Here is a 23,008-nt window from a genome sequence, read left to right as displayed (position 1 = left end):
TGATGAGCAAGCCCACCTTCGTCTACGTCACCTACATCGCTGCGTCGCCCGAGCGCGTCTGGGAGGCGCTGACCAGGCCCGAGATGACCGAGAAATACTGGTTCGGCTACCGCGTCACGGCCGACGGCAAGGCGGGCGAGCGCATGACCGCGGTCAATCCCGCCGGGCGGCTCGCGCACGACGATCCGATCATCGAAAGCGATCCGCCGCGCAAGCTCGTCTACGGCTGGAAGCCGCTCTACAAGGACATGCCGGACGAACGGCCCTCGCGCGTCACGTTTCTGCTCGAGCCGTTCAAGGGCCAGACGCGGCTCACCGTCACGCATGACGAGTTCGAGGACGGCAGCCGCATCTTCGGCATGATCTCGAAGGGCTGGCCGGCGGTGCTGTCGAGCCTCAAGAGCTTCCTCGAGATGGGGAGGGGCCTGGAGCCCTCCTGGGGCGAGGAGGAACGCAAGCGGGCAGGTGAAGCATGATCGACGTGACGAAGTTCAAGCCGAAGACCGTCTACATCACCTACATCGACGCCACGCCGGAGGCGGTCTTCCAGGCGCTGACGACTCCCGGGTTCACGAAGCAGTATTTCGGCGGCTTCGCCATCGAGGTCGAACCGCGCACCGGCGGCGCCTTCCGCTTCCTGGCCCCGGACGGCAGCGTCCACATTGCCGGCACGGTCACCGACTGGTCGCCGCCACGCCGCTTCTCCTGCACCTGGACCATGGTGAGCATGCCGCAATACGCACTTCCGGATTGCCTCGTCACCTACGACATCGCGCAAGCTGGCGGCTGCGTGCGGCTGACCATGACGGAAGCGCATCAGTGGGCCATCCCCGACGCGATCCTGTCGGGCGGCCGCGCCGGCTGGCCGGCCATCCTGTCGAGCCTCAAGAGCGTGCTGGAGACGGGCAAGCCGCTGTCGGTGCAGATGGAGCAGCCGACCGAGATGCTCGAGGCCTTGCAGGCGCTCAAACGCTAGCGCCGGAGCCCGACATGGTTAGCGCCGATTAAGATTTCACAATGGGAACCTGCTAGGGGTTTATCAACGGCTCGGTCCTATACCGAACTTCGGGGTAAGGGGACGAAACGCCGATGGACCCGAATACGGGCGCCGCGTTCGAGAACAATCAGCTCGAGCTGAAGCCCGTCGCGGTCACCCGCTGGACGGCGCGGCTCGTCGACGCTGTGGTCGAGCAGTCCTATCTCGACAGCCGGTTCCGTGACGACCGTCGCCGTGTACTCGTGCTGATGGGCTTCATCGCCGGCGCCGGCATTCTCATCGTGGTCGGCCGCCTCCTCGCTTATCTCGACGGTCACGGCTCGCTGTTCGGCCTGTGGCCGCCGGTCGTGCCGGTACTGGTCGCCGCCCTCGGCGTCACCGTGATCCTGCGCGCGAAGTCGCCGCAGGCCATGGAAGTATCGCTGCTCTCGATCGGCGGCGTCGTCGTAGCCATCCGCTTCACGATGATGACGATCCAGCCGATCATGGCCGGCAATTGGCTGCCGCTGATGGTGACCTCGCTTTTCGTCATCTATCTCTATCTGCCGGTGCGCCTGGCGACAGGCGTCGTCTTCGCGATATTCTATTCGGGGGTGTCGGTCGCGTGGTGGCTCACCCTGTACGGCGCGCCGCTCCCCGCCGAGCAGCTCTATTTCGGCCTGTTGTGGATCGTGCTCGCCAACGGCCTCGGCTTCGCCGCCGCCAACGCGCTGCAGCGCGGCCAGCGTGTCCAGTACGCGCAGAAGCTGGTGATGCAGCAACTGCTCGCCACCGACGCGCTCACCGGCATCGCCAACCGGCGCAACTTCGACACGGCGCTCGAGCGCGAATGGCGCCGCTGCGGCCGCTCCGGGCAGCCGCTGTCGCTGCTGATGATCGACGTCGACCACTTCAAGGCCTACAACGACCGCTTCGGCCATCAGCGCGGCGACGAATGCCTGCGCCGCGTTGCGCGCGCGCTGACCGATTGTATCGGCCGCCCGGCCGATCTGGTCGCGCGCTATGGCGGCGAGGAGTTCGTCTGCCTGCTGCCCGAGGTCGGCCGGCGCGGCGCCGCCAAGATGGCGCGGCGCATGGCGGCGGCGATCGCGCGCATCGCCATTGCGCATCCGGATTCGCCGCTCGGCGCTCACGTTACCGTCAGCATCGGCGTCGCCACGGTGGCGGAAATCGCCGGTCAGTCGGAGACGCTGCTCGAGTTCGCCGACAAGCTGCTCTATGCGGCGAAGAAAGACGGCCGCGACCGCATCGTCGAGGGCGAAACGGCGGCCGGCCTGCGCATCGCGCGCGCCGCCTGACGCTCAGGCGCTCGCGCTGTCGAGCAGCTTGCGATCGTCCGCCGTGAGCTTCAGCGCCGCCGCCTTCATGATGTCGTTCAGCTGCTCGAGGCTGGTCGCGCTGGCGATCGGCGCCGTGATGAGCGGCTGCCCCATCAACCAGGCGAGTGCCACCTGCGCGAGCGTTGCTTGGTGGCGCGCCGCGACCGCATCGAGCGCCTTCAAGATGGCGAAGCCGCGCGCGTCGGCATAACGCTTGAGCCGCCCGCCGCGGCCGGGATGCTTGAGCGCCTCATCCGGCGACCGGTATTTGCCGGTCAGGAAGCCGGCGGCAAGCGCATAGTAATTGATGACGCCAAGCCCTTCGGCACGGACGATCGGCGCGTATTCGGTTTCGAATTCCTTGCGATCCGACAAGTTGTACAGCGGCTGCAGGCTTTCGTAGCGCGGCAGGCCGCCGGACTTGCTCGCCGCGAGCGACGCCTTGAGCCGCGCCGGCGTCATGTTGGAGGCGCCGATGGCGCGCACCTTGCCGTCGCCGATCAGCTTCGCATAGGCCTCCAGCGTCTCATCGACCGGCGTCTCCTCGTCGTCGAAATGCGTCTGGTAGAGGTCGATCGTCTCGACGCCGAGCCGGCGCAGCGAACCTTCCGCTGCGCGCAGGATGTACTCCTTGCGCACGCATGTCCCTTCGCCCATGTCGGAGCCGACCTTGGTCGCGATCACCACCTTGTCGCGCTTGCCGCTGTCTTTCAGCCAGCGGCCGATGACGATCTCCGACTCGCCGCCGACATGGCCGGGCGCCCAGCGCGAATAGCTGTCGGCCGTGTCGATGGCGTTGAAGCCGGCGTCGACGAAAGCGTCGAGGATGGCGGAGGAGGCGGCCTGGTCGACGTTCCAGCCGAACACGTTGCCGCCGAGCATCAGCGGCGCGATGGACAGGCCGGAGCGGCCGAGCGGGCGGAGGTTCATGCGATGGTCCTTCCGTCACCCTCCCCTGGAGGGGGAGGGTCGCCCCGCCGAAGCGCGGAGCGCGCAGGCGGGCGGGGTGGGGTGATCTTCAATGTCCAGCACCCCCTCCCGGTTCGCGTTCCGCGAACCGACCTCCCCCCTCCAGGGGGAGGTGGAGCCGTTGCTGGACGACGGATGAGGCCTATCGCAGCGACGCGTTGATCTTGTCCAGCGCCGATTGCCCCGGGCACAGCTCCGGCGCGTTGAGCGCATTGAGCGGCGCGTCGACGGTGCGCAGATGCGCGTGCAGATCCTCCGATTCCTTCTCGACGTAGAGCAGGCCGGTGACGATCTGGCCCTTGGCGGCGTGGTGCTGCAGGAATCCGAGAGCTGCCGTCCGGTCATGAAGGTCGTAATCGGCGGCGAGCTTGCGCAGCGCGATCTTCGAGCCGTCGTGCTGCTCGACGATCTCGACCGTGCCCGGCTCCTGCTTCACCTCGATCGGCATGCGCGAGGAGATGAAGTCGAGACGGTTCACGGACTCGTTGTGTTCGCGCACGAAGTCGAAGCTCTTGGTCGAGCCGGCGTGGTTGTTGAAGGCGATGCAGGGCGAGATGACGTCGATGAAGGCCGCGCCCTTGTGGGCAATCGCCGCCTTGATGACCGGCACGAGCTGGTGCTTGTCGCCGGAGAAGGAGCGGGCGACGAAGGAGGCCCCGAGCTGCAGCGCCATGGCCACGAGATCGATCGAGTTGTCGGTGTTGATGACGCCGCGTTTCGACTTCGAGCCGCGGTCGGCGGTCGCCGAGAACTGACCCTTGGTCAGGCCGTACACGCCGTTGTTCTCGACGATATAGACCATGTTGACGCCGCGGCGCAGGCAGTGCGCGAACTGGCCGAGGCCGATCGAGGCGCTGTCGCCGTCGCCGGAGACGCCGAGATAGATGAGGTCGCGGTTGGCGAGGTTGGCGCCCGTCAGCACCGACGGCATGCGCCCGTGCACCGAGTTGAAGCCGTGCGAATTGCCGAGGAAGTAGGTCGGCGTCTTCGACGAGCAGCCGATGCCGGAGATCTTGGCGACGCGATGCGGCTCGATGGCGAGTTCGAAGCACGACTGGATGATCGCCGCGGTGATCGAGTCGTGGCCGCAGCCGGCGCACAAGGTCGACACCGATCCTTCGTAGTCGCGGTGCGTATAGCCGAGCTCGTTCTTCGGCAGGTCGGGGTGATGAAATTTCGGCTTGGCAATGTAGGTCATGGCACGTCCTTTACCCTCCCCTGGAGGGGGGGGTCGGCGAGCATCGAAGATGCGAGCCGGGGTGGGGTGATCGAGAGTCACAGTCACCCCCTCCCGGTCCGCTGACGCGGACCGACCTCCCCCCTCCAGGGGGAGGTGAAGAGAAGGGGCCTGCTCCATTGTTCACGACGTCACCTTGGACGGCTTCACCTTGAGCTTCTCGAGGTGCTCACCGATGGCCTTGGCGATGAAGCGGGCGGTGATCGGCGTGCCGTCGTAATGCAGCACCGGCACCAGCCGGACGGGGTCGATGTCGCACTCGTTGACGATCAACGAGCGCAGCTGCGCGTCGCGGTTCTGCTCGACGACGAACACGAAATCGTGGTCGGCGACGAACGAGTTGACGCTCGAATGGAACGGGAAGGCGCGGACGCGCATGCGGTCGAGCGCGTGGCCCTGCGCCTCGATCATGTGGATCGCCTCATCCATCGACGGCGCGGTCGAGCCGTAATAGATGACGCCGTATTTGGTCGGCTTGCCCGACGTGGCGGTCAGCGGCTTCGGCACGATGTCCTTGGCCGTCTCGAACTTGCGCAAAAGCCGCTGCATGTTGTCGACGTAGGGCGCGCCTTCCTCGGTGTACTTCGCGTAGCGGTCGCGCGAGGTGCCGCGGGTGAAGAACGAGCCCTTGGTCGGGTGCGTGCCGGGATAGGTGCGGTAGGGGATGCCGTCGCCGTCGACATCGAGGTAACGGCCGAAGTCCTTGCCGGCTTCCAGTTCCTCCGCCGTCATCACCTTGCCACGGTCGTAGACCGCGGCGTCATCCCATTTGAACGGGCGGCAGAGGTGATGGTTCATGCCGATATCGAGATCGAGCATGACGAAGACTGGCGTCTGCAAACGATCGGCGAGGTCGAAGGCGACCGCGCCGAATTCGAAGCTCTCGGTCGGGTCCTCGGGGAACAGCAGCACGTGCTTGGTGTCGCCGTGCGAGGCGTAGGCGCAGGAAATGATGTCGCACTGCTGCGTACGCGTCGGCATGCCGGTCGAGGGGCCGGCGCGCTGCACGTCGAACAGCACCGCGGGGATTTCGGCAAAATAAGCGAGGCCGATGAATTCCTGCATCAGCGAGATGCCGGGGCCGGATGTGGCGGTGAAGGCGCGGGCGCCGTTCCAGCCGGCGCCGATGACCATGCCGATCGAGGCGAGCTCGTCCTCGGCCTGGATGATGGCGTACTTCGTCTTGCCGGTCTCGGCGTCGACGCGCAGCCTGGCGCAGTGGCGGGTGAATGCGTCGGCGAGCGAGGAGGAGGGCGTGATCGGGTACCAGGCGCACACCGTGGCGCCGCCGTAGACGGCGCCGAGCGCCGCGGCCGCGTTGCCCTCGACGAAGATGCGGTCGCCGACCTTGTCGGCCTTGCGCACCTTCAAGCCGATCGGGCACTCGAGGTTAAGCGTGGCGTAGTCGCGGCCGATGTGCAGCGCCTTGATGTTCGGCTCGATCAGCTTGTCCTTGCCCTTGTACTGCTCGCCGATCAGTTGCTCGATGACCTTCACGTCCATGTCGAGCAGCGCGCTCATCACGCCGAGATAGATGATGTTCTTGAACAGCTGGCGCTGGCGCGGATCGGTGTATTCGCGATTGCAGATGGCGGTCAGCGGCACGCCGATGACGGTGATGTCGTCGCGGAATTTCGACTTCGGGTAGGGCTTCGTAGAATCGTAGAGCAGGTAGCCGCCCGGCTCGATGCCGGCGATGTCCTTGTCGAAGGTCTGCGGGTTCATCGCCACCATGAAGTCGGTGCCGCCGCGCGCGCCCATGTGGCCGGCCTCGGTGACGCGCACCTCGTACCAGGTGGGCAACCCTTGAATGTTCGAGGGAAAGATGTTGCGCGGCGAGACCGGCACGCCCATGCGCATCACCGCGCGGGCGAACATCTCGTTGGCGCTCGCCGAGCCGGAGCCGTTGACGTTGGCGAAGCGGATGACGAAGTCGTTTACGCGGCTGAGCGGCGCTGCGGTCGGCATGACGGGCCTGCGTGAGTCATTTCCAGGAAGAATTTCTGCATGTCCCAGGCGCCGGTCGGGCACCGCTCGGCGCAGAGGCCGCAGTGCAGACAGACGTCTTCGTCCTTGACCATGACGCGGCCGGTCTTCAGCCCGTCCTGGACGTAGAGGTCCTGGGTGAGGTTATGCGCCGGCGCGGAAAGCCGCGTGCGCAGCTCTTTCTCCTCGCCGTTTTCGGTGAAGGTGATGCAATCCATCGGGCAGATGTCGACGCACGCGTCGCACTCGATGCACAGCTTGCTGGCGAACACCGTCTCCATGTCGCAGTTGAGACAGCGGTGCGCTTCCTTGAGCGCGAGTTGGACGTCGAAGCCGAGCTCGACCTCCGCCTTGATGTCCTTCAGGGCCACGGCCTTGTCGCGCAGCGGCACCTTGTGACGCTGGTCGAGCGTGATGTCGTTGTCGTAGCTCCACTCGTGGATGCCCATCTTCTGGCTCATCATCTCGACCGCCGGCAGGGGGCGGTCGGCCATGTCCTCGCCAGAGAGCATCTTGTCGATCGACACGGCGGCCTCGTGGCCGTGCGCCACCGCCCAGATGATGTTCTTCGGGCCGAAGGCGGCGTCGCCGCCGAAGAACACCTTCGGATGCGTCGAGGCGAAGGTCGTCTCGTCGACCTTGGGCATGCCCCATTTGTCGTCGAACTCGATGCCGATGTCGCGCTCGATCCAGGGGAAGGAGTTCTCCTGGCCGACGGCGACGAGCACGTCGTCGCAGGGGAAGTGCTGGTCCGGCTCGCCGGCATGCACGAGCTTGCGGCGGCCCTTGGCGTCGTACTCTGCCTTCACCTTCTCGAAGGTGATGCCGGTGAGCTTGCCGTTGTCGTGCGTGAATTCCTTCGGCACGAGGAAATTGTGGATCGGGATGCCCTCGTGCTGCGCGTCTTCCTTTTCCCACGGAGACGCCTTCATCTCCTCGAAGCCGGAGCGCACGACGACGTCGACCTGCTCGCCGCCGAGGCGCCGCGCCGAGCGGCAGCAGTCCATCGCGGTGTTGCCGCCGCCGAGCACGACGACGCGCTTGCCGATCTTTGAGATATGGCCGAACGACACGCTCGACAGCCAGTCGATGCCGATGTGGATGTTCTTGGCGGCTTCCGTGCGGCCCGGAATGTCGAGGTCGCGGCCGCGCGGCGCGCCGGAGCCGACGAAGATCGCGTCCCACCCTTCGGCGATGAGCGCCTTGAGACTATCGATGCGTTTGCTGCCGTGGAATTCGACGCCGAGATCGAGGATATAGCCGGTCTCCTCGTCGATGACCGAGTCGGGCAAACGGAATTTCGGGATTTGCGTGCGGATCATGCCGCCCGCTTTCGGGTCCTGGTCGAACACGACGCAGGTATAGCCGAGCGGGGCGAGGTCACGCGCGACGGTGAGCGAGGCGGGCCCGCCGCCGACCAGCGCGATGCGCTTGCCGTTCTTGCGCTGGGCCGGCTTCGGCATCCGCGCCTTGACGTCGTCCTTGTAGTCGGCGGCGACGCGCTTCAAGCGGCAGATCGCCACCGGCTCGTCCTCGACGCGGACGCGACGGCAGGCCGGCTCGCAAGGCCGGTCGCAGGTGCGCCCGAGCACGCCGGGAAACACGTTCGATTTCCAATTGATCATGTAGGCGTCGTCGTAACGCCCTTGCGCGATCAAACGGATGTATTCGGGGACCGGCGTGTGCGCCGGGCACGCCCATTGGCAGTCGACCACTTTGTGGAAGTAGTCCGGCGCAGCAATGTCAGTGTTCTTCATTGACTCCTCGAAACGCGGCGCCGCTACGCACGTGCAAATCGCGTCGTCGCGTCTGCCTCGACCGGCCGGCATGTCCTCCGGATCGAGCCCAACGGTCGGGCTCGATTCAGAGCCGACATATTAGTTAGTCGGGGAGGGCAAGGCTACCGTGTCCGCCCTCACAAGGCCGATATCAACCTTACAGTTGCGGTTTTCGTGGGGCTGAAACCCGCCGGTTCCCTCGATGGTGCGCCGCACAATCCGTGCGCCGGCGCACAATCGCCGCCGCGTGCCGGCCTTTCCAGCATGCTGCGGTGGGCAGCCCTTGTCCCGGCGGGCGAGACCGCCTATTCCCTCGCGCCCGTGGACGCGGCAACGCCGCAACCCCATATGACCGGCACTGCACCGCCCGCGTGTATGCCCGCACGGCCCTCCAATAATGCGTGAGATTTTCGAAGAGATATTCGTCAACCAGCCGCTCGACCCGATGGAGTCGGCGCGACGCAGCATGCGGGCAAGCCTGCGCAAGCGCTTCTACAAGGAAGCGGGCGTCGGCGACGAGGGCGAGGGCGGCTTTCCCGTGCTGCTCGACGGCAAACCTGTGCGCACGCCGGCGCGTGAGGTGCTGAGCGCGCCGACGCGTGCGCTGGCGCAGGCGATCGCCGATGAATGGCAGGCGCAGGAGGATGTCATCGACCCCGCGCGCATGCCGCTGACGCGGCTCGCCAATGCGACGATCGACGCGGTCGCGGCGCAGGCGCAGCCTGTCGCCGACGAAGTCGCGCGCTATCTCGGCAGCGATCTTGTCGTCTATCGCGCCAGCACGCCCGCCGGTCTGGCGGACCGGCAAACGCAGTTGTGGGATCCGGTCCTCGCTTTCGCGCGCGACGATCTCGGCGCGCGCTTCGTGCAGATCGAAGGCGTGGTGTTCTCGCCGCAGCCGCCGCATGCCGTCGAGGCGGCGCGCGCGCATATCCCGTCCGACGCCTGGAGGCTCGCTGCCGTCTCCTCGATCACCACGCTGACCGGGTCGGCGCTGTTGGCGCTGATGCTGACGCGCGGCGCCATCACGCCGGACGCCGCCTGGGAGGCGGCGCACCTCGACGAGGACTGGCAGATGCGGCAATGGGGCCGCGATGAGCGCGCGCTCGAACGCCGCGCCTTCCGCCGCGCCGACTTCGACGCAGCGGCGACGGTGCTGGCGCTGACTTGATAGTTGTCATTTCGGGCGCGTGCGGTTGATCTGTCATGCCCGGCCTTGTGCCGGGCATCCAGGTCTTGGCTGACCGTCAACGAGTCTTGCGTGCTATGCTCGCCCCGTAATCGCACTGGGGGCAGGCGATGAAGATCACGCTCGACATTTCCAGGCTCGTCGAAGAGGGCAAAGTCACGCCCGAAGAGGCGCAACGGCTCATCGCGCTCGCCTCGCGCGAAACCGGCTCGCTTGCCATCAATATCCTGATCGGCTTCGGCGTCGTCGCCATCGCCGCCGGCGCGGTCGCGCTGGTGCCGACACCGTTGACCGCGGTCACGCTCGGCCTGGCGCTGACCGCGGCGGGCTTCGCCGTGCTGGTCAGCCGCGTCAAGCAGTGGGACGTGCTCGGCCAGATTTGCCTGGTCATCGGCGCGCTGATGTTCTGCGGCGGCGTCATTGCTTTCGGCGAGGGCTCGCTCGCCGCGATGCTGATCGTTACCGCGGTGCTGGCGCTGATCGCCGCTGCCGCGCGTTCCAGTCTGCTAACGGTGCTTGCGGTGCTGGCCGCGTCCGCCTGCCTCGGCGCCAAGGCCGGCTACGCGCACGCGATGTATTCGCTCGCGATCTTCGAGCCGACGCTGACCATCGTTCTGTTCTCGGCGCTCGCCTTCGCGGCCTATCAGGTCTCCAAACGGTTGCCGGCCGACTACGAACGGATCGCGCTCGCCGCCGCGCGCACGGCGATCCTGCTGGTCAATTTCGGCTTCTGGATCGGCTCGCTGTGGGGCGATCCGCTGTTCCTGCTGAGCCGCATGGCGGGGAAAGCGAGGGCCGCGCCAAGGCTCGAGGACGTCGTTATTCCACACACCGTCTTCAGTATCGCATGGGCGGTGGTGCTGATCGCCGCCGCGCTGTGGGCCATGCGCATCAACCGGCGCTGGCTGGTCAACGTCGCCGCCATCTTCGGCGCCATCCACTTTTACACGCAATGGTTCGAGACGCTCGGCGCCACGCCGGTGTCGGTGCTGCTGGGCGGCCTGATGATGCTCGCGATCGCGCTGGCGCTGTGGGCGTTCAACCGCCGGCCGGCGGCGGCATAGCGGCCTTGCCGATGCGGCCGAGATGCGTGAAGCCGAAGCCGGCCTGGTATTTCAGGCCGTAGCCGAGCAGGCGGTCGAAGCCGATATGCGCGATCCAGATCAAGGCGAGCGCCAGCGGCGGGATCGCCGGAAGGAGAAGGCCGGCAATCGCCAGCGCGAGCGGTGCGACCAGCGAATGCGCGGCGTTGTAGGCAATGGCGCCGGCACGCGGGCCAGCCAGATAGCCGAGGAAGCTCAGGTCGGGGGCAAGGAAGAGCACGGCGAACAGCCACCACGCGGCGCCTGTCTCGCCGTAGAGCATGCCAGCCACGATGAGCAGTCCCGCGCCTTCCGCACGCAGCAGAAGGCGAGGGGCGCCGCTCACCGAACCCGTCTCTCCCACGTCGCCCCCTAACGCGCGTCAGTGCCCCGTCGGATCGCCACGGCGGCCGATCTCGTAGAGGAACCAGACGCGCCGCTCGGCCTCGTCGATGAAGGTCTCCAGCAGGCTGGCGGTGGCGATGTCGTTGTGCTCCTCGCAGACATCGTGCGCCTCGCGCATCGCGGCCACGACCCGCTGGTTATCCTCGCGCAGCTCGGCCAGCATGTCGTCCGGCGCGACGTAGGGCGCGTCGTTGTCGGCGATGCGGGCATGGCGGGAGATGTCGCCGATCGAGCGCAGGGTATTGCCGCCGGTCTTGCGCACGCGCTCGGCGATCACGTCGGTCATGGCGAAGATCTGATCGGCGTGCTCGTCCAGCAGCAGGTGGTAGTCGCGGAAATGCGGCCCGCTCATGTGCCAGTGGAAGTTCTTCGTCTTCATGTAGAGCGCGAAGGTATCCGCCAGAACGCCGTTGAGGGCAGCGGAAAGGTCCTTGGTGGCATTAGCGCCGAGATCGGTCGGCGTCTTCAGGCGCGGTGTGGTGGGCTTGGCGTTGTTCATGGGCACGGCTCCTCGGTTCGGTGACCCCCGGCGCGTATAGCCCCCGGCCATTATGGCCGCATGACGCGCCTTGGGAACCCATAAACCCGGGGGAGCCCCGCGGGGTTCCGGCTCAAGCCTTGCCGAGGGCGGCGATCGTCGCGCGGGCGGCCTCCGCCTCCTCCGTGCGGCCGAGCGTGGTGAGCAGGGAGGCGCGCGCCTTGAGAGCCTCCGGCAGTTGGGGCGCCAGCTTGACCGCCTGGTCGACGGCGGCGAGCGCCGCCTCGGTCTGGCCGCCCCGGCTCAGCACCCGGGCCTTGGCCAGGTGCCCGTGCGGGAATTTCGGCTCGAGCGTGATGGCGCGCTCGGTGGCGGCCAGCGCCTCGTCGGCCCGGCCGGCCGACAGCAGGGCCTGCGCGCGGTTGACGTGCGGGATGGCGACGTTCGGCTCCAGCGCGATGGCCTTGTCGTAGCTTTCGATCGCCTCGTCGACGCGGCCCAGCGCCTCCAGCGCGGTGCCGCGGTTGACCCAGTTGGGCGCGATCGGCTCGGACTCCAGCGCGCGGTCGTAGCTCGACAGCGCCTCGGAGAAGCGGCCGAGCTCGGAGAGCGCATTGCCGCGGTTGCCGTAGGCCTCGGCGAAATTGATGTCGCAGGCGAGCGCCTCGTCGAAAGCGTCGAGTGCGTCTTTCGGCTGGCCCATTTCCGACAGCGCCTTGCCGATGAGATTGTGCGCGCGCGCCTGGCCGCGGCGGAAGCTCAGCGAGCGGCGGGCGAGATCGATGCCCTCCTTGAACTGGCCTTCCTGGCAGGCGATCACAGACGAATAATACAGCGCATCGGCGTTCTGCGGATCGCGCCTCAAGACCTCGACATAGCGGTCCATGGCCTGCCGCGTTTCGCCGCGGCGGTGGTGGAAGAGGCCTTGCTCGATGAGCTGGGCGCTCGGGATCTGGCTGGTCTGGCTCATAGAGCGGGTTCTAAGGGTGCCAAGGGCGAAGGGCAATGGTATGCCTTTTGCTGGATTCCGGCGTACGGGCAGGGGTTTTAAGACGGCGATGAAGGACATCCTCGACAGGCTGGAGGCGCGGCGGGCGGAGGCCCGGCTGGGCGGTGGCGAAAGGCGCATCGAGGCCCAGCACAAGCGCGGCAAGCTGACCGCCCGCGAGCGCATCGAGCTCTTGCTCGACAAGGGCTCGTTCGAGGAGTTCGACATGTTCGTCGAGCACCGCTCCAACGAGTTCGGCATGGAGAAGCAGAAAATCCCCGGCGACGGCGTCGTCACCGGCTGGGGGACGGTCAACGGCCGCACCGTCTACCTGTTCTCCAAGGACTTCACCGTGTTCGGCGGCTCGCTGTCGGAGACGCACGCGCAGAAGATCATCAAGGTCCAGGACATGGCGATGAAGGCGCGGGCGCCGATCATCGGCCTGTTCGACGCCGGCGGCGCGCGCATCCAGGAGGGCGTCGCCGCGCTCGGCGGCTACGGCGAGGTGTTCAAGCGCAACGTCATCGCCTCCGGCGTCATCCCGCAGATCTCCGTGATCATGGGCCCCTGCGCCGGCGGCGACGTCTATTCGCCGGCGATGACCGACTTCATCTTCATGGTGCGCGACACCAGCTACATGTTCGTCACCGGCCCCGACGTGGTGAAGACGGTGACCAACGAGGTCGTGACGGCGGAAGAGCTCGGCGGCGCCAGCGTGCACTCGGCGAAGTCCGGCGTCGCCGACGGCTCGTTCGAGAACGACGTCGAGTGTCTCTTGCAGATGCGCCGGCTGATCGACTTCCTGCCCGCCAACAACGAGGCGGGCGTGCCGGAATGGCCGACGCAGGACGAGACCGACCGCATCGACGACTCGCTCGACACGCTCATTCCCGACAATCCGAACAAGCCCTACGACATCAAGGAGCTGATCCTGAAGGTCGCCGACGAGGGCGACTTCTTCGAGATCTCGCAGGCTTACGCCAAGAACATCGTCACCGGGTTCGGCCGCATTGCCGGCAAGACGGTCGGCTTCGTCGCCAACCAGCCGATGGTGCTCGCCGGCGTGCTCGACAGCGATGCCTCACGGAAGGCGGCGCGCTTCGTGCGCTTCTGCGACGCCTTCTCAATCCCCATCGTCACCTTCGTCGACGTGCCCGGCTTCCTGCCCGGCACCGCGCAGGAATACAACGGCCTGATCAAGCACGGCGCCAAATTGCTGTTCGCCTATTCGCAGTGCACGGTGCCGCTCGTTACGGTGATCACGCGGAAAGCCTTCGGCGGCGCCTATGACGTGATGGCGTCGAAGCACATCGGCGGCGATTTGAACTACGCCTGGCCGACGGCGCAGATCGCGGTGATGGGCGCCAAGGGCGCGGTCGAGATCATCTTCCGCGGCGGCACGGCCGACGAGATCGCGGCGCAGACCAAGCAGTACGAGGACCGCTTCCTGTCGCCCTTCGTCGCCGCCGAGCGCGGCTACATCGACGACGTGATCATGCCGCACTCGACGCGCAAGCGCATCGCCCGCGCGCTGGCGATGCTCAAGAACAAGCACGTCGAGTTGCCGGCGAGGAAGCATGATAATTTGCCGTTGTGAGGAGTACTGCTCACAGCAACTAAAAAGAAACGGGGGAAAAGATGGAGGCGGGCAAACGCAATATCACGGACATCTTCAACCGAATGAGGGTTTTGCAAATCCCATACTTCCAGCGTGCCTACGTTTGGGAAGAGGATAACTGGGAGCGTTTACTAAATGATTTGCAAGCCGTAGCTCGAACTCGCAGCCCGTACTTCCTGGGTTCTGTCATTCTGAAGCAGCGGCCTACTGGGGCAGACGGTTCTGCAGGCGACGTTCGCATTGTGATCGACGGCCAGCAAAGGCTGACCACGCTGCTTTTGTTCTTCAAGGTTCTGTATGCCGCTCGCGGCCAGGACGAGATGTTCAAGGCGACGTTCTTTAATTTCGCTCACCAGCTCATGCTGGACCATAACCGTCTCGACAAACCCATATTCGAAGCCATCTTAAACAACGCGTTGACGGCGGAGTTTTTAACGGAGTACGCCAGCAATAATGTTCTTGCAGCATACCGATACTTCGAAAGCAAAGCAGATAATCTTAAGTCTATTGATCCGCTCGTATTGCTTGGAAATGTCTATTTCGTCGGTATTGATCTCGGCGCGGACGAAGACGAGCAGCAGATTTTTAACACCATCAATTCGCTGGGCGTTTCACTTTCGACAGCGGAGCTACTGAAGAACGATCTCTTCAATCGTAAGAATGCCTCGGTTTATGAGGCTACATGGCTACCGGCTTTCGAAAGTTCGGAAGATGACCGACTTTATTGGACTGCCGAAATTACTGCTGGCCGTGAGCACCGCGAGAACATTGATCTGTTCATGCAATCTTACCTGCTGATGATCGTAAATTCCCCCGATGACGTCAGAGTAGACGCACTTTACGCATCGTATAAACAGTACCTGGCAGGGACAACGGACCGTGGTCAATTCATAGAAGATTTGACCAAGTGCGCTAGAATCTACAAAAGAAAAATCGATCCAGCGATCCAAGATAGGCAAGTCGCAAAGCAAGATTGGCTAGAGCGTCTGACGGTGATCGTTTTCGGGCTAAGCACGACGACGGTTGTTCCATATATACTCTATCTCCTGCACGCTTCCCAACCAGAAGAGCGAGCCGCCATCTTTCCTTTGCTGGAGGGTTACCTTGTTAGGCGGGTCATATGCAGAGAGACATCGAAAAATTACAACCGGCTCTTCGGGGCGTGGATCAAGGGCGGCGTCAAGACAGTCGCTGCCTTTAAAGCGGCTCTGATCGAGGAATCGAATACGGTCAATCGCTACCCGGATGACTCTGTGGTCCCGACCAGTGTCAAGACATCAACGCTGACTAACAAGCAGGCTCTTGTTGTGCTCTGGCTGCTGGAGTTGAGTATACGCAATGATCAGAGACAGAGCACTGCACTAAGTGGTCTTTCTCACTACAGTCTGGAGCACCTGATGCCAAAGAAGTGGCGCAATCACTGGGGTACATTGCCGCCACTCCAAGCGTCAGAGCGTGATCACGCACTACAGAAGCTCGGCAATCTTTCTTTGTTAGCTTCCGGGCTGAATACATCGATAAGCGATTCGGCTTGGGACATTAAGAAGCACGGCAGTGGTAAGCACAAAGGGCTTCTGGAATATGCAACTGGTTTAGAGACACTTTCGGAGGATCTTAAACTCTCCGAATGGAACGAGAACACTATAGCCCAACGGGCTGAACGCCTTACATCACAGATATTGAGCACATGGCCGTCTCCTATTTGAAAGCGTAGCCCGTAGGGCGGATTAGCGAAGCGTAATCCGCCGTCATTCGGTTTCGGCGCAACGCTTCGCTATTGCGCCCTACAACGCTATTCTCGCTGCGGGTGCTATTCCAATGAAACGACTGCTGACGTTCGGCCTTCTCCTGTTGGCCTCCGCGCCCGCCTTCGCCTTCGAGGGTGAAAACCTGCTGGCCGGGCTGCCGAACGGCTACAAGGTCGGTTTCCAGCAGAAGAAGGGCAGCGCCCAGATCACCGAGATGGTGCCGGCGAACGAGACCGTGCAGGGCTGGACCGAGATGGTCACCGTGCAGGTCTTCAACGGCATGAAGGGCGTCACGCCCGATCAATTCCGCGACCGCATGGTGCAACTGTGGAGCGGGGCCTGCGCCAATGCGGTGGCGGGGCCGGCTACGCAGGCGGTCGAGAACGGCTACCAAATCGCCTTCTGGATGATGAGCTGTCCGCTCAACAAGGATACCGGCAAGCCGGAAACGACCTGGTTCAAGGCGATCCAGGGCCATGACAGCTTTTACGTGGTGCAGAAGGCGTTCAAGTTCGATCCGTCGAAGGATCAAATCGTGCAGTGGACCCGATATCTGAAGGCGGTCGCAGTTTGCGACACGCGCCTGAAGGCGCGGGCTTGTCCGTCCGGCCTGCGGTAGCCGTGCTGCCGGCGCGGAAGCACGACAATTTGCCGCTGTGAGGCGTCTGACACTGCGCGGCACCGGCTGCTAAAGTGCGCCGGGGACGGCGAATCGGGGTCGGGGATCGCCGTCCGTGTTACTTCAGAACTGGTGGTATACGACGCTGCTCGGCCCCGACGCGCCGATCCGGCCGCCGCTCGCGGCTGACGTGAAAGCGGACGTGGTCGTGGTCGGCGCCGGAATGGCCGGTCTTTCGGCGGCGCTGCGCCTGGCCGACTCCGGCCACGACATCGTCCTCATCGATCGAAACATCTGCGGCGGCAGCACGTCGGGAAAAAGCGCCGGTTTCCTGACGCCGGACAGCGAGCTCGAGCTGTCGCAGATCCTGCGCCGCTTCGGCGTGGAGGGCGCGCGCCATCTCTGGGACGTTCCGGTCGCGGGCATCGAGCTCATCACATCGACCGTCCGCAAGCACGGTATTGAATGCGACCTGCAGCGGCAGGACAGCCTGTTCCTGGCGAACGACCGCTCCGGCATCGCCGACGTCCGCGAAGAGGTCGCGGCACGCAAGCAACTCGGTTACCCGGTCACCGAATACACCGCGGCGCAGGTCGCCAAGGTGATCGGCTCCGACGGGTTTCACGCCGGGGTGCGATACAGCGAGACCTACGGCATCGATGCGCTGCGCTATTGCCAGGGCGTGAAGGGCGTCCTGCTCGACCGCGGCGTCCGCATTTTCGAGAGCACGGAGGCGCATGCGATCGACGGCCACACGGTGCGGACGCACGGCGGCAGCGTGACCGCCGACCAGATCGTCGTCTGCGCCGACGCGCTGTCGCCGCATTTCTGCCGGTACGCGCCCGAGGTCGGTCACGCCGAGACCTATCTCACGATCAGCGCGCCCCTGACGGACCGCGACGTCAAGGCACTGTTTCCCGGCGATCCGTTGCAGTGCTGGGATTCGGATTTGATCTACAGCTACTGGCGGCTTACCGGCGACCAGCGCATCCTGCTCGGCGGCGGCAGCCTGTTGTCGACCTACGTCCGCAACGCGGTCACCTCGCCGCGCGTGGCCGATCACATCGTGGGGAAATTCCGCAAGAAATTTCCCGCGCTGGCCGATATCGAGTTTCTGCAATACTGGCCCGGTCTCATCGACTCGACGCGCGATCTGTTCCCGACCATCATCCGCGACCCGCAGACCCCGTGGATGCAGTTTGTCCTCGGCTGCGTCGGGCTGCCGTGGGCGGCGTTCTGCGGCGATTTCGCCGGCCGGCACGCGCTCGATACCGAAAGCCAGACCGACCACATCTTCTATGAATATTTCCGCCCCGACCGGCGCTTCCTGATGCCGTTGTGGAGCGAGCGCCTGCTCGGCAAACCGATCGTGTTCGCGCTCAACAACGCCTGGGCGAAATATTACCAGGTCGACAGGCGCGCATAGTGCGGCGCCGCCGACGCTCAAGAACGGGCATCTTGAACTGCCGCACCGCAAGCACGACAATCCGCCGCCGTGATCGTCACGCCGGAAGGACACGCAATGTCTGAAGCCGCTCGCATCGTCGTCACCCGCCAGGCGACGGAATCCACTAACACGGCGCAATCGGGCGGTCTGGCGCTGATGACCGGGGTGGGGCCGCAGGTGTCCGGCGCGTCGCGGCTCTGGTTCGGCAAGGCCATGAACGCGCCTGGCTTCCGCTCGCTGCCGCATCACCATGGCGAGGCGGAGACCGGCGCCTATGTCCTGTCCGGACGCGCCCGCATCTTCTTCGGCAAGGATTATCGGGAGTACATCGATCTTGCCGCAGGCGACTTCATGTTCGTGCCGCCGCTGCTGCCGCACCTCGAGGTGAACATGAGCACCACGGACGAGCTGTGGTGGCTCGCCTGCCGCTCGCCGGACAACATCGTGGTCAACCTGCCGGACGTCGACGACGCCACGCTGGCCGGCTATCGGCGGGCGTGACGGCGCGCACGATGGCCTTGTTGCCGTCACCGGCGCCGCCGATACTTTGCGCCGGACACCGTCGTGCAGGAGCGCACACCATGACCACGCAGGATCAATCCCGCATCGCCATCGTCAGACCGGGCCAGACCTATCGCGGCCAGCAGGGCATCACCTACGGCGCCGGCGCCTCGGCCGAGACGGTCGGCGCAACGAAGATTTGCATGAACGTGATGCCGATGCCGCCGGGCGCGCGCGCCAAGGCGCATTATCACAAGGACATCGAGACCATCGCCTATCTGCTCGACGGCGACTGCGCCATCTATTTCGGCGACGGCTTCGCGCAACGCGAAATGGTCCATGCCGGCGAGCACGTGTTCTGCCCGGCCAACCTGCCGCACGCGCCGTCGAACGAGAGCGGCAAGCCCTGCACCTGGCTGGTGGTGCATTCCTCCGGCTCGGACCAGGACGGCATCGTGCTCCTGCCGGAGCTCGACGCGAAGCTGGCGAAGATGACGGCGGCGGAGTAGGGGCGCCTCACTCCTTCACGGTCATGTAGACGACGCGCATGAAGGCCTTGGCCTGCTGCTCGCCGGCCTTCATCCTGGCGTCGAAGTCGGCGAAGGGCTTGGCCGCATAAACCTCGTCGAGGCTCTTGCCCTCTTTCACCAGCTTCGCCATGCGCTCGCGCGCGGCGATCATCATGGCGCGGTATTCGGACAGCTGCGCCTTGGTGGCGAGCGGCCCGTGCCCGGGCACGATCTTGGTGTCGTCGTTGGCCAGCGACATGTAAATGTCGGCCGCCGAAATCACGCCCTTGACGCTGCCGCCGTTCAGGAAGTCGATGTTCGGATAGCGGCCGTTGGTGAAGGTGTCGCCGGTCGACAGCACATTGGCGTCCTTGAACCAGACATAAGTGTCGCCGCCGGTATGCGCGTTGGCCGGATGCTTGAGCTCCGCGGTGCGGCCCTTGATCGTCAGCGTCATCGCGTCGGTATAGGTCTTGCTCGGCAACGCGGCGGCCTGCGCCGGCGGAAACTTCACGCCGGTGACGTTGCTGGTGGTGCCGGCGGCGAGCATGTTGCGCTCGTTGATGTGGCCGACGACGGTCGCGCCCTCGGCGGCGAAGGCGGCGTTGCCGCCGGTGTGGTCGCCGTGATGGTGCGTATTGATCAGGTAGGTGACCTTGTTCGGCGTCACCGCGGCGATCGCCGCCTTGAGCTTGTCGTGCATCGGCGCGAACTGGCCGTCGACCATGATGACGCCGTCGTCGCCGACCGCGACCGTGACGTTGCCGCCGGCGCCCTCCAGCATGTAGGTGCGGTGGCCGAGATCGGTGGTGACGACGTTGATCCTGGAGAAGTCCGGCCCGACCGGCGGCACCGGCGCCGTCTGCGCCAGGGCAGGGGCGGTGAGCGCGAGGGCGGCGAGGGCGGCGAGGGCGTGGCGGCGCATGGCGGTTCTCTCCCTTTCCGACACGAACGTTGCGGTCGGCCGGTTATTCCCCGCCATCCCGGCCCCGCTTGCCAAGGCTCGCCGGCGTAAATTTTCGTGAAGGCATTTGTGCGAGGGTGTCCGGATATTTCAGCATCCGGGCGCGGGAAGACCCCATGAAACGATGGCGGGCGGCGATCGCCAACAGCTGGAACGGCATCCTCGCCTGCGCGCGCAGCGAAGCCGCGTTCCGGGAAGAGATCGTCGCGCTTGTCCTCGCCATCCCGGCGGCGATGCTGCTCGCGTCCGACCCGTGGAAGCGGGCGCTGCTGCTGGCGCCGATCGTGCTGCTGCTGGTGATCGAACTCCTGAACACGGCGATCGAGAAGCTGTGCGACCGCCTCACCGGCGAATTCGACCCGGCCATCGGTCGCGTCAAGGACATGGGCTCCGCCGCCATCGGCGTGACGCTGATCGCGACGGCGGCGGTGTGGGTGTTCGCGGTGGTGGAGTATGTGAGGATGTAGGGGGGCGGGGCGGAGGCGAACCTTGCAAATTACGTCATGGCCGGGCTTGTCCCGGCCATCCACGTCTTGGAGGATAGGGCCAAGGGCAATGCGAGTGTGTCCGGATGCCAACCCTCCTGCGCTGGGGTCCATATCGCGCCTTCTTTTACTCGAATGAAGGCGGCGAACCCGCGCACGTGCACGTCCGCAGCGGCGGAATGGAGGCGAAATTCTGGCTGCACGACCTCTCGGTCGCCCTCAATGCCGGGTTTCCGGCCCATGAAATCGGCGATATCATTCGTCATCTGAAGCAGAATCGCGAACAGCTCTTGAGCACGTGGCATGAGCACTTTGGAAATTGACGTCGGCGACCTGCGCGCCCGTTCGGTCGAGTTCACCGCAACCGAACTTGTGGTGACGCTCGCCGACGGCCGCCGCATCGCCACGCCGCTCGCCTGGTATCCGCGGCTGTTGCGCGCCTCCGCCGCCGAGCGGCAGAATTACGAGATCATGCCGATGGGGATCCACTGGCCCGACATCGACGAGGACCTCAGCATCGCCGGGATGCTGAAGGGGCGACGAGGGGCATAGACCGCCAACCTCTCTCGTTAGCCTGAGGTTGCCCGCGCTGGAGGCGCGGGCCTCGAAGGCTCTGGGCTTCTCAATTTGCGTCATGGCCGGGCTTGTCCCGGCCATCCACGTCTTTGATACTGAGCTTGGGAACGATCCTTGTATATGACGACATGAGCGAAGACCCGAAGAGAAAACCGCCGATATCCATTGATGTTGCCGCAAAGGCATCGTTGGAGTTGAAGGCGTCGGTTCCGGAACAGGCGACCGGCAGATTGCTTGACGCGCTAACAGATATCATCAGGCCGTTTACTGAAAGTCGCGGGTTGCGAGCAGATCAGATTCGTTTGCAGCGGGAAGAAGTTGCAATCGAGATTGCGCAAAGAGCAAGGAAAAGAATGGATATTGAAGGCGGCGCCAAATCTGTGCCGAATAAAATTCTTGTACCGCTTCTCGAAAAAGCGTCTCTCGAAGATATTTCCGACGACTTCATGTTGGAGAAATGGGCAAACCTTCTGGCGTCTTCTTCAGCCGGGCAGGAGGTGCAGCCTAGGTTTGTTTCAATTCTTTCGGAAATGACAGGCGGTCAAGCACAATTATTAGATGCTCTTAAGTCTTGCTCTCCACGTGGGCGCCCCACAACCTACTATACGCGTCAACTTGCTACGGAGAGTTTTGAAAGTGAGGTGAAGCGCATATCTGGTGCTCATGGGGTAACTCGTGAAGCGCTCACCGAGTTTGCACATGGGCAGGATGGCCTGTGTTATCTCTTTTATGAAGACGATATTCCAAATACTGAGGCGTTTAGTTTGGAGGGGTTTGATGCGGGAGAGAGTCTTCTGCAACTCGAGTCCCTCGGTCTCGTTTGGGTCTTCGCGACATGGATTCTAGCACATCATCACGAAAATCATTTCAAGAGACACTTCTATATCCGCGCTCTATTAAGCCCGCTGGGTGCTGCTTTCGTAGAGGCGTGTTCGCCAGCGGAAGACTAGTTTACCGCCACCCTCCACCCCCATTCGCATACACCGTGTCCGCCGTCATGTATTCGCAGGCGTCGGAGCACATGAACAGCACCAGCTCGGCGATCTCCTCGGCTGTGCCGAAGCGCTTCATCGGCACGTCGGCGAGCATCTGCGCCTTCAGTTCCGGCGAGGTCGCCGCCGCCGCGGCGAAGGCGGTGTCGATCGGACCCGGCGAGATCGACAGGCAGCGGATGCCCTGCGTCGCGAATTCGCGCGCCACGCCCATGGTCATCGTGTTCACCGCGCCCTTGGCCGCGGCGTAGTGCACGGAGGTGCCGGGCCCGCCGCGCTTCACCGCCATGCTGGCGACGTTGACGATGACGCCGAACTTGTTCGCCAGCATGTGCGGCAGCACCGCCTGCATGGCGTAGAACGTGCCCTTGAGGTTGAGATCGAGCGTGCGCTCGAACAGGTCGTCGTCGATGTCGAGGAATTTCGAGCGGCGGATGGCCGAGCCGGCCGAGTTGAACAGGAAGTGCACGCGGTCGAAGTCGTTGAGCGCCAGCTCGATCATGTCGTCGACCGCGGCGCGCTTGGTGACGTCGATGGTCAGCGCCAGCGCCTTGCCGCCGGCGTTGGTTTTGGCGTTCTGCTGATCGATCATCTCCGAGGTCTGTTCGACGCCTGTCTCGTTGATGTCGGCGCAGACGACGTTGGCGCCCTCGCGCGCGAACACCAGCGCGGCGGCGCGGCCGATGCCGCTCGCGGCGCCGGTGATGACGATGGTCTTGCCGTGGAAGTAGTCGGGCGTCTTGGGCATGGGAGCCTCGCGCGCGTGACGGGTGAGGGGAGTATAGCGGGGCGGCCTTTCCCGTCACCCTGAGGTGCCGTCGCTGCGATTGCGGCGGCGCTCTCGCTCGCCCGGGACATTCAGCACAAATTCTTTTCTGCGGACTATGGACCTACTAGGCCGATATGCCTAAACTCCTTCCGTCCTGCTCGCCAGGGGCGCCGTCATGGGGCGCTGTGAGGGTGGAGCAGCGGTGGGACGAGAGGCCGGAGATGCGGCCTTTCGCGCTCATCGGGTCGAGGCGGGGAAACCCGCGTCGGTCGATGCGGCGCCCGCGGGCAGGCTGACGCACAGCCTGCGCTCGGGAGGCCCTGGCCAGCCGTCCGCCGGCATTACGACCGGC

The 23,008-nt window shown here is 64.6% G+C and carries 24 protein-coding genes; 15 read left to right on the top strand and 9 right to left on the bottom strand.

Features of this window, described 5'->3' with window-relative positions:
• Window positions 1-2: 2 nt before the first annotated feature.
• The 3 genes from VGV41_RS08370 (at window position 3) to VGV41_RS08360 (ending at window position 2,295) form a co-directional block, all read left to right on the top strand.
• Window positions 3-476, top strand: coding sequence for an SRPBCC family protein (locus VGV41_RS08370; RefSeq protein ID WP_326863355.1), 474 nt, complete (start codon window positions 3-5; stop codon window positions 474-476).
• Complete coding sequence (locus VGV41_RS08365; protein ID WP_326863354.1) at window positions 473-976, top strand: SRPBCC family protein; 504 nt, start codon at window positions 473-475, stop codon at window positions 974-976. Before VGV41_RS08370 ends, VGV41_RS08365 begins: the two co-directional genes overlap by 4 nt.
• A 113-nt stretch (window positions 977-1,089) precedes the next feature.
• On the top strand, window positions 1,090-2,295 hold the full coding sequence (locus tag VGV41_RS08360; protein WP_326863353.1) for a GGDEF domain-containing protein: 1,206 nt from the start codon (window positions 1,090-1,092) through the stop codon (window positions 2,293-2,295).
• 3 nt (window positions 2,296-2,298) lie between these two features.
• Here VGV41_RS08360 and VGV41_RS08355 read toward each other — a convergent pair whose 3' ends face one another.
• From VGV41_RS08355 to VGV41_RS08340, 4 genes are all read right to left on the bottom strand, one after another.
• Window positions 2,299-3,246 carry an aldo/keto reductase gene (locus VGV41_RS08355; protein WP_326863352.1) on the bottom strand — a complete coding sequence of 316 codons (948 nt, stop codon included), beginning with the start codon at window positions 3,244-3,246 and terminating at the stop codon, window positions 2,299-2,301.
• 181 nt (window positions 3,247-3,427) lie between these two features.
• Window positions 3,428-4,483 carry a 2-oxoacid:ferredoxin oxidoreductase subunit beta gene (locus VGV41_RS08350; protein ID WP_326863351.1) on the bottom strand — a complete coding sequence of 352 codons (1,056 nt, stop codon included), beginning with the start codon at window positions 4,481-4,483 and terminating at the stop codon, window positions 3,428-3,430.
• 162 nt (window positions 4,484-4,645) lie between these two features.
• Window positions 4,646-6,490 (bottom strand): 2-oxoacid:acceptor oxidoreductase subunit alpha, encoded by a 1,845-nt coding sequence (locus VGV41_RS08345; RefSeq protein WP_326863350.1) that lies wholly within the window; start codon window positions 6,488-6,490, stop codon window positions 4,646-4,648.
• Complete coding sequence (locus VGV41_RS08340; RefSeq protein ID WP_326863349.1) at window positions 6,460-8,265, bottom strand: FAD-dependent oxidoreductase; 1,806 nt, start codon at window positions 8,263-8,265, stop codon at window positions 6,460-6,462. The genes VGV41_RS08345 and VGV41_RS08340 overlap by 31 nt, the downstream gene beginning before the upstream one ends.
• Window positions 8,266-8,683: 418 nt before the next feature.
• Here VGV41_RS08340 and VGV41_RS08335 point away from each other — a divergent pair, with 418 nt between their 5' ends.
• Both VGV41_RS08335 and VGV41_RS08330 read left to right on the top strand, forming a co-directional pair.
• Window positions 8,684-9,457 (top strand): ATP12 family chaperone protein, encoded by a 774-nt coding sequence (locus tag VGV41_RS08335; protein ID WP_326863348.1) that lies wholly within the window; start codon window positions 8,684-8,686, stop codon window positions 9,455-9,457.
• 128 nt (window positions 9,458-9,585) lie between these two features.
• Complete coding sequence (locus VGV41_RS08330; RefSeq protein ID WP_326863347.1) at window positions 9,586-10,539, top strand: hypothetical protein; 954 nt, start codon at window positions 9,586-9,588, stop codon at window positions 10,537-10,539.
• On the opposite strand, the gene VGV41_RS08325 is transcribed toward VGV41_RS08330, so the two are convergent.
• The 3 genes from VGV41_RS08325 to VGV41_RS08315 form a co-directional block, all read right to left on the bottom strand.
• The gene (locus VGV41_RS08325; protein WP_326863346.1) at window positions 10,514-10,903 is read right to left on the bottom strand and encodes a DUF4260 domain-containing protein; all 390 of its coding nucleotides are present in this window, start codon (window positions 10,901-10,903) and stop codon (window positions 10,514-10,516) included. The genes VGV41_RS08330 and VGV41_RS08325 overlap by 26 nt on opposite strands.
• A 36-nt stretch (window positions 10,904-10,939) precedes the next feature.
• Window positions 10,940-11,461, bottom strand: coding sequence for a DNA starvation/stationary phase protection protein (locus VGV41_RS08320; protein WP_326863345.1), 522 nt, complete (start codon window positions 11,459-11,461; stop codon window positions 10,940-10,942).
• Between the two features lie 112 nt (window positions 11,462-11,573).
• Complete coding sequence (locus VGV41_RS08315; RefSeq protein ID WP_326863344.1) at window positions 11,574-12,410, bottom strand: tetratricopeptide repeat protein; 837 nt, start codon at window positions 12,408-12,410, stop codon at window positions 11,574-11,576.
• A gap of 88 nt (window positions 12,411-12,498) precedes the next feature.
• On the opposite strand from VGV41_RS08315, the gene VGV41_RS08310 reads away from it, so the two are divergent.
• The 6 genes from VGV41_RS08310 to VGV41_RS08285 all read left to right on the top strand — a co-directional run bounded on the left by VGV41_RS08310 (window position 12,499) and on the right by VGV41_RS08285 (window position 18,870).
• Window positions 12,499-14,025: an acyl-CoA carboxylase subunit beta gene (locus VGV41_RS08310; protein ID WP_326863343.1), complete on the top strand. Its 1,527-nt coding sequence runs from the start codon at window positions 12,499-12,501 to the stop codon at window positions 14,023-14,025.
• A 41-nt stretch (window positions 14,026-14,066) separates the two neighbouring features.
• Entirely contained in the window at window positions 14,067-15,752 is a 1,686-nt protein-coding gene (locus VGV41_RS08305) for a DUF262 domain-containing HNH endonuclease family protein (protein WP_326863342.1), read from the top strand.
• Window positions 15,753-15,864: 112 nt separating this feature from the next.
• Entirely contained in the window at window positions 15,865-16,413 is a 549-nt protein-coding gene (locus VGV41_RS08300) for a hypothetical protein (protein WP_326863341.1), read from the top strand.
• A gap of 115 nt (window positions 16,414-16,528) precedes the next feature.
• Window positions 16,529-17,839, top strand: coding sequence for an FAD-dependent oxidoreductase (locus VGV41_RS08295; protein ID WP_326863340.1), 1,311 nt, complete (start codon window positions 16,529-16,531; stop codon window positions 17,837-17,839).
• A 96-nt stretch (window positions 17,840-17,935) separates the two neighbouring features.
• The gene (locus VGV41_RS08290) at window positions 17,936-18,361 is read left to right on the top strand and encodes a cupin domain-containing protein (protein WP_326863339.1); all 426 of its coding nucleotides are present in this window, start codon (window positions 17,936-17,938) and stop codon (window positions 18,359-18,361) included.
• Between the two features lie 80 nt (window positions 18,362-18,441).
• Entirely contained in the window at window positions 18,442-18,870 is a 429-nt protein-coding gene (locus tag VGV41_RS08285) for a cupin domain-containing protein (RefSeq protein ID WP_326863338.1), read from the top strand.
• Window positions 18,871-18,877: 7 nt separating this feature from the next.
• Here VGV41_RS08285 and VGV41_RS08280 read toward each other — a convergent pair whose 3' ends face one another.
• Complete coding sequence (locus VGV41_RS08280; RefSeq protein WP_326863337.1) at window positions 18,878-19,795, bottom strand: MBL fold metallo-hydrolase; 918 nt, start codon at window positions 19,793-19,795, stop codon at window positions 18,878-18,880.
• Window positions 19,796-19,950: 155 nt separating this feature from the next.
• On the opposite strand from VGV41_RS08280, the gene VGV41_RS08275 reads away from it, so the two are divergent.
• The 4 genes from VGV41_RS08275 to VGV41_RS08260 all read left to right on the top strand — a co-directional run bounded on the left by VGV41_RS08275 (window position 19,951) and on the right by VGV41_RS08260 (window position 21,845).
• On the top strand, window positions 19,951-20,301 hold the full coding sequence (locus VGV41_RS08275) for a diacylglycerol kinase (RefSeq protein ID WP_326863336.1): 351 nt from the start codon (window positions 19,951-19,953) through the stop codon (window positions 20,299-20,301).
• Window positions 20,302-20,405: 104 nt separating this feature from the next.
• A complete protein-coding gene (locus VGV41_RS08270) occupies window positions 20,406-20,642 on the top strand; it encodes a DUF4160 domain-containing protein (protein ID WP_326863335.1) in 237 nt (78 codons plus the stop codon).
• A complete protein-coding gene (locus VGV41_RS08265; protein WP_326863334.1) occupies window positions 20,623-20,871 on the top strand; it encodes a DUF2442 domain-containing protein in 249 nt (82 codons plus the stop codon). Before VGV41_RS08270 ends, VGV41_RS08265 begins: the two co-directional genes overlap by 20 nt.
• A gap of 152 nt (window positions 20,872-21,023) precedes the next feature.
• Window positions 21,024-21,845, top strand: a complete 822-nt coding sequence (locus VGV41_RS08260; RefSeq protein ID WP_326863333.1) for an Abi-alpha family protein — start codon at window positions 21,024-21,026, stop codon at window positions 21,843-21,845.
• Window position 21,846: 1 nt separating this feature from the next.
• Here VGV41_RS08260 and VGV41_RS08255 read toward each other — a convergent pair whose 3' ends face one another.
• Window positions 21,847-22,635 carry an SDR family oxidoreductase gene (locus VGV41_RS08255; protein ID WP_326863332.1) on the bottom strand — a complete coding sequence of 263 codons (789 nt, stop codon included), beginning with the start codon at window positions 22,633-22,635 and terminating at the stop codon, window positions 21,847-21,849.
• Window positions 22,636-23,008 lie beyond the last annotated feature (373 nt).

The sequence above is a fragment of the Pseudolabrys sp. genome (assembly GCF_035943735.1).
Classification (GTDB): domain Bacteria; phylum Pseudomonadota; class Alphaproteobacteria; order Rhizobiales; family Xanthobacteraceae; genus Pseudolabrys.
This window is presented reverse-complemented; position numbering and strand designations above follow the sequence as displayed.

Excerpts from the sequence above, each read along its gene's own strand:
- VGV41_RS08310 (WP_326863343.1), top strand. The coding sequence starts at position 12,499 with ATGAAGGACATCCTCGACAGGCTGGAGGCGCGGCGGGCGGAGGCCCGG.
- VGV41_RS08270 (WP_326863335.1), top strand. The coding sequence starts at position 20,406 with ATGCCAACCCTCCTGCGCTGGGGTCCATATCGCGCCTTCTTTTACTCG.
- VGV41_RS08290 (WP_326863339.1), top strand. The coding sequence starts at position 17,936 with ATGTCTGAAGCCGCTCGCATCGTCGTCACCCGCCAGGCGACGGAATCC.
- VGV41_RS08345 (WP_326863350.1), bottom strand. The coding sequence starts at position 6,490 with ATGCCGACCGCAGCGCCGCTCAGCCGCGTAAACGACTTCGTCATCCGC.
- VGV41_RS08330 (WP_326863347.1), top strand. The coding sequence starts at position 9,586 with ATGAAGATCACGCTCGACATTTCCAGGCTCGTCGAAGAGGGCAAAGTC.
- VGV41_RS08350 (WP_326863351.1), bottom strand. The coding sequence starts at position 4,483 with ATGACCTACATTGCCAAGCCGAAATTTCATCACCCCGACCTGCCGAAG.
- VGV41_RS08370 (WP_326863355.1), top strand. The coding sequence starts at position 3 with ATGAGCAAGCCCACCTTCGTCTACGTCACCTACATCGCTGCGTCGCCC.
- VGV41_RS08315 (WP_326863344.1), bottom strand. The coding sequence starts at position 12,410 with ATGAGCCAGACCAGCCAGATCCCGAGCGCCCAGCTCATCGAGCAAGGC.
- VGV41_RS08260 (WP_326863333.1), top strand. The coding sequence starts at position 21,024 with ATGAGCGAAGACCCGAAGAGAAAACCGCCGATATCCATTGATGTTGCC.
- VGV41_RS08305 (WP_326863342.1), top strand. The coding sequence starts at position 14,067 with ATGGAGGCGGGCAAACGCAATATCACGGACATCTTCAACCGAATGAGG.
- VGV41_RS08320 (WP_326863345.1), bottom strand. The coding sequence starts at position 11,461 with ATGAACAACGCCAAGCCCACCACACCGCGCCTGAAGACGCCGACCGAT.
- VGV41_RS08285 (WP_326863338.1), top strand. The coding sequence starts at position 18,442 with ATGACCACGCAGGATCAATCCCGCATCGCCATCGTCAGACCGGGCCAG.
- VGV41_RS08280 (WP_326863337.1), bottom strand. The coding sequence starts at position 19,795 with ATGCGCCGCCACGCCCTCGCCGCCCTCGCCGCCCTCGCGCTCACCGCC.
- VGV41_RS08275 (WP_326863336.1), top strand. The coding sequence starts at position 19,951 with ATGAAACGATGGCGGGCGGCGATCGCCAACAGCTGGAACGGCATCCTC.
- VGV41_RS08335 (WP_326863348.1), top strand. The coding sequence starts at position 8,684 with ATGCGTGAGATTTTCGAAGAGATATTCGTCAACCAGCCGCTCGACCCG.
- VGV41_RS08340 (WP_326863349.1), bottom strand. The coding sequence starts at position 8,265 with ATGAAGAACACTGACATTGCTGCGCCGGACTACTTCCACAAAGTGGTC.
- VGV41_RS08300 (WP_326863341.1), top strand. The coding sequence starts at position 15,865 with ATGAAACGACTGCTGACGTTCGGCCTTCTCCTGTTGGCCTCCGCGCCC.
- VGV41_RS08255 (WP_326863332.1), bottom strand. The coding sequence starts at position 22,635 with ATGCCCAAGACGCCCGACTACTTCCACGGCAAGACCATCGTCATCACC.
- VGV41_RS08360 (WP_326863353.1), top strand. The coding sequence starts at position 1,090 with ATGGACCCGAATACGGGCGCCGCGTTCGAGAACAATCAGCTCGAGCTG.
- VGV41_RS08355 (WP_326863352.1), bottom strand. The coding sequence starts at position 3,246 with ATGAACCTCCGCCCGCTCGGCCGCTCCGGCCTGTCCATCGCGCCGCTG.
- VGV41_RS08365 (WP_326863354.1), top strand. The coding sequence starts at position 473 with ATGATCGACGTGACGAAGTTCAAGCCGAAGACCGTCTACATCACCTAC.
- VGV41_RS08265 (WP_326863334.1), top strand. The coding sequence starts at position 20,623 with ATGAGCACTTTGGAAATTGACGTCGGCGACCTGCGCGCCCGTTCGGTC.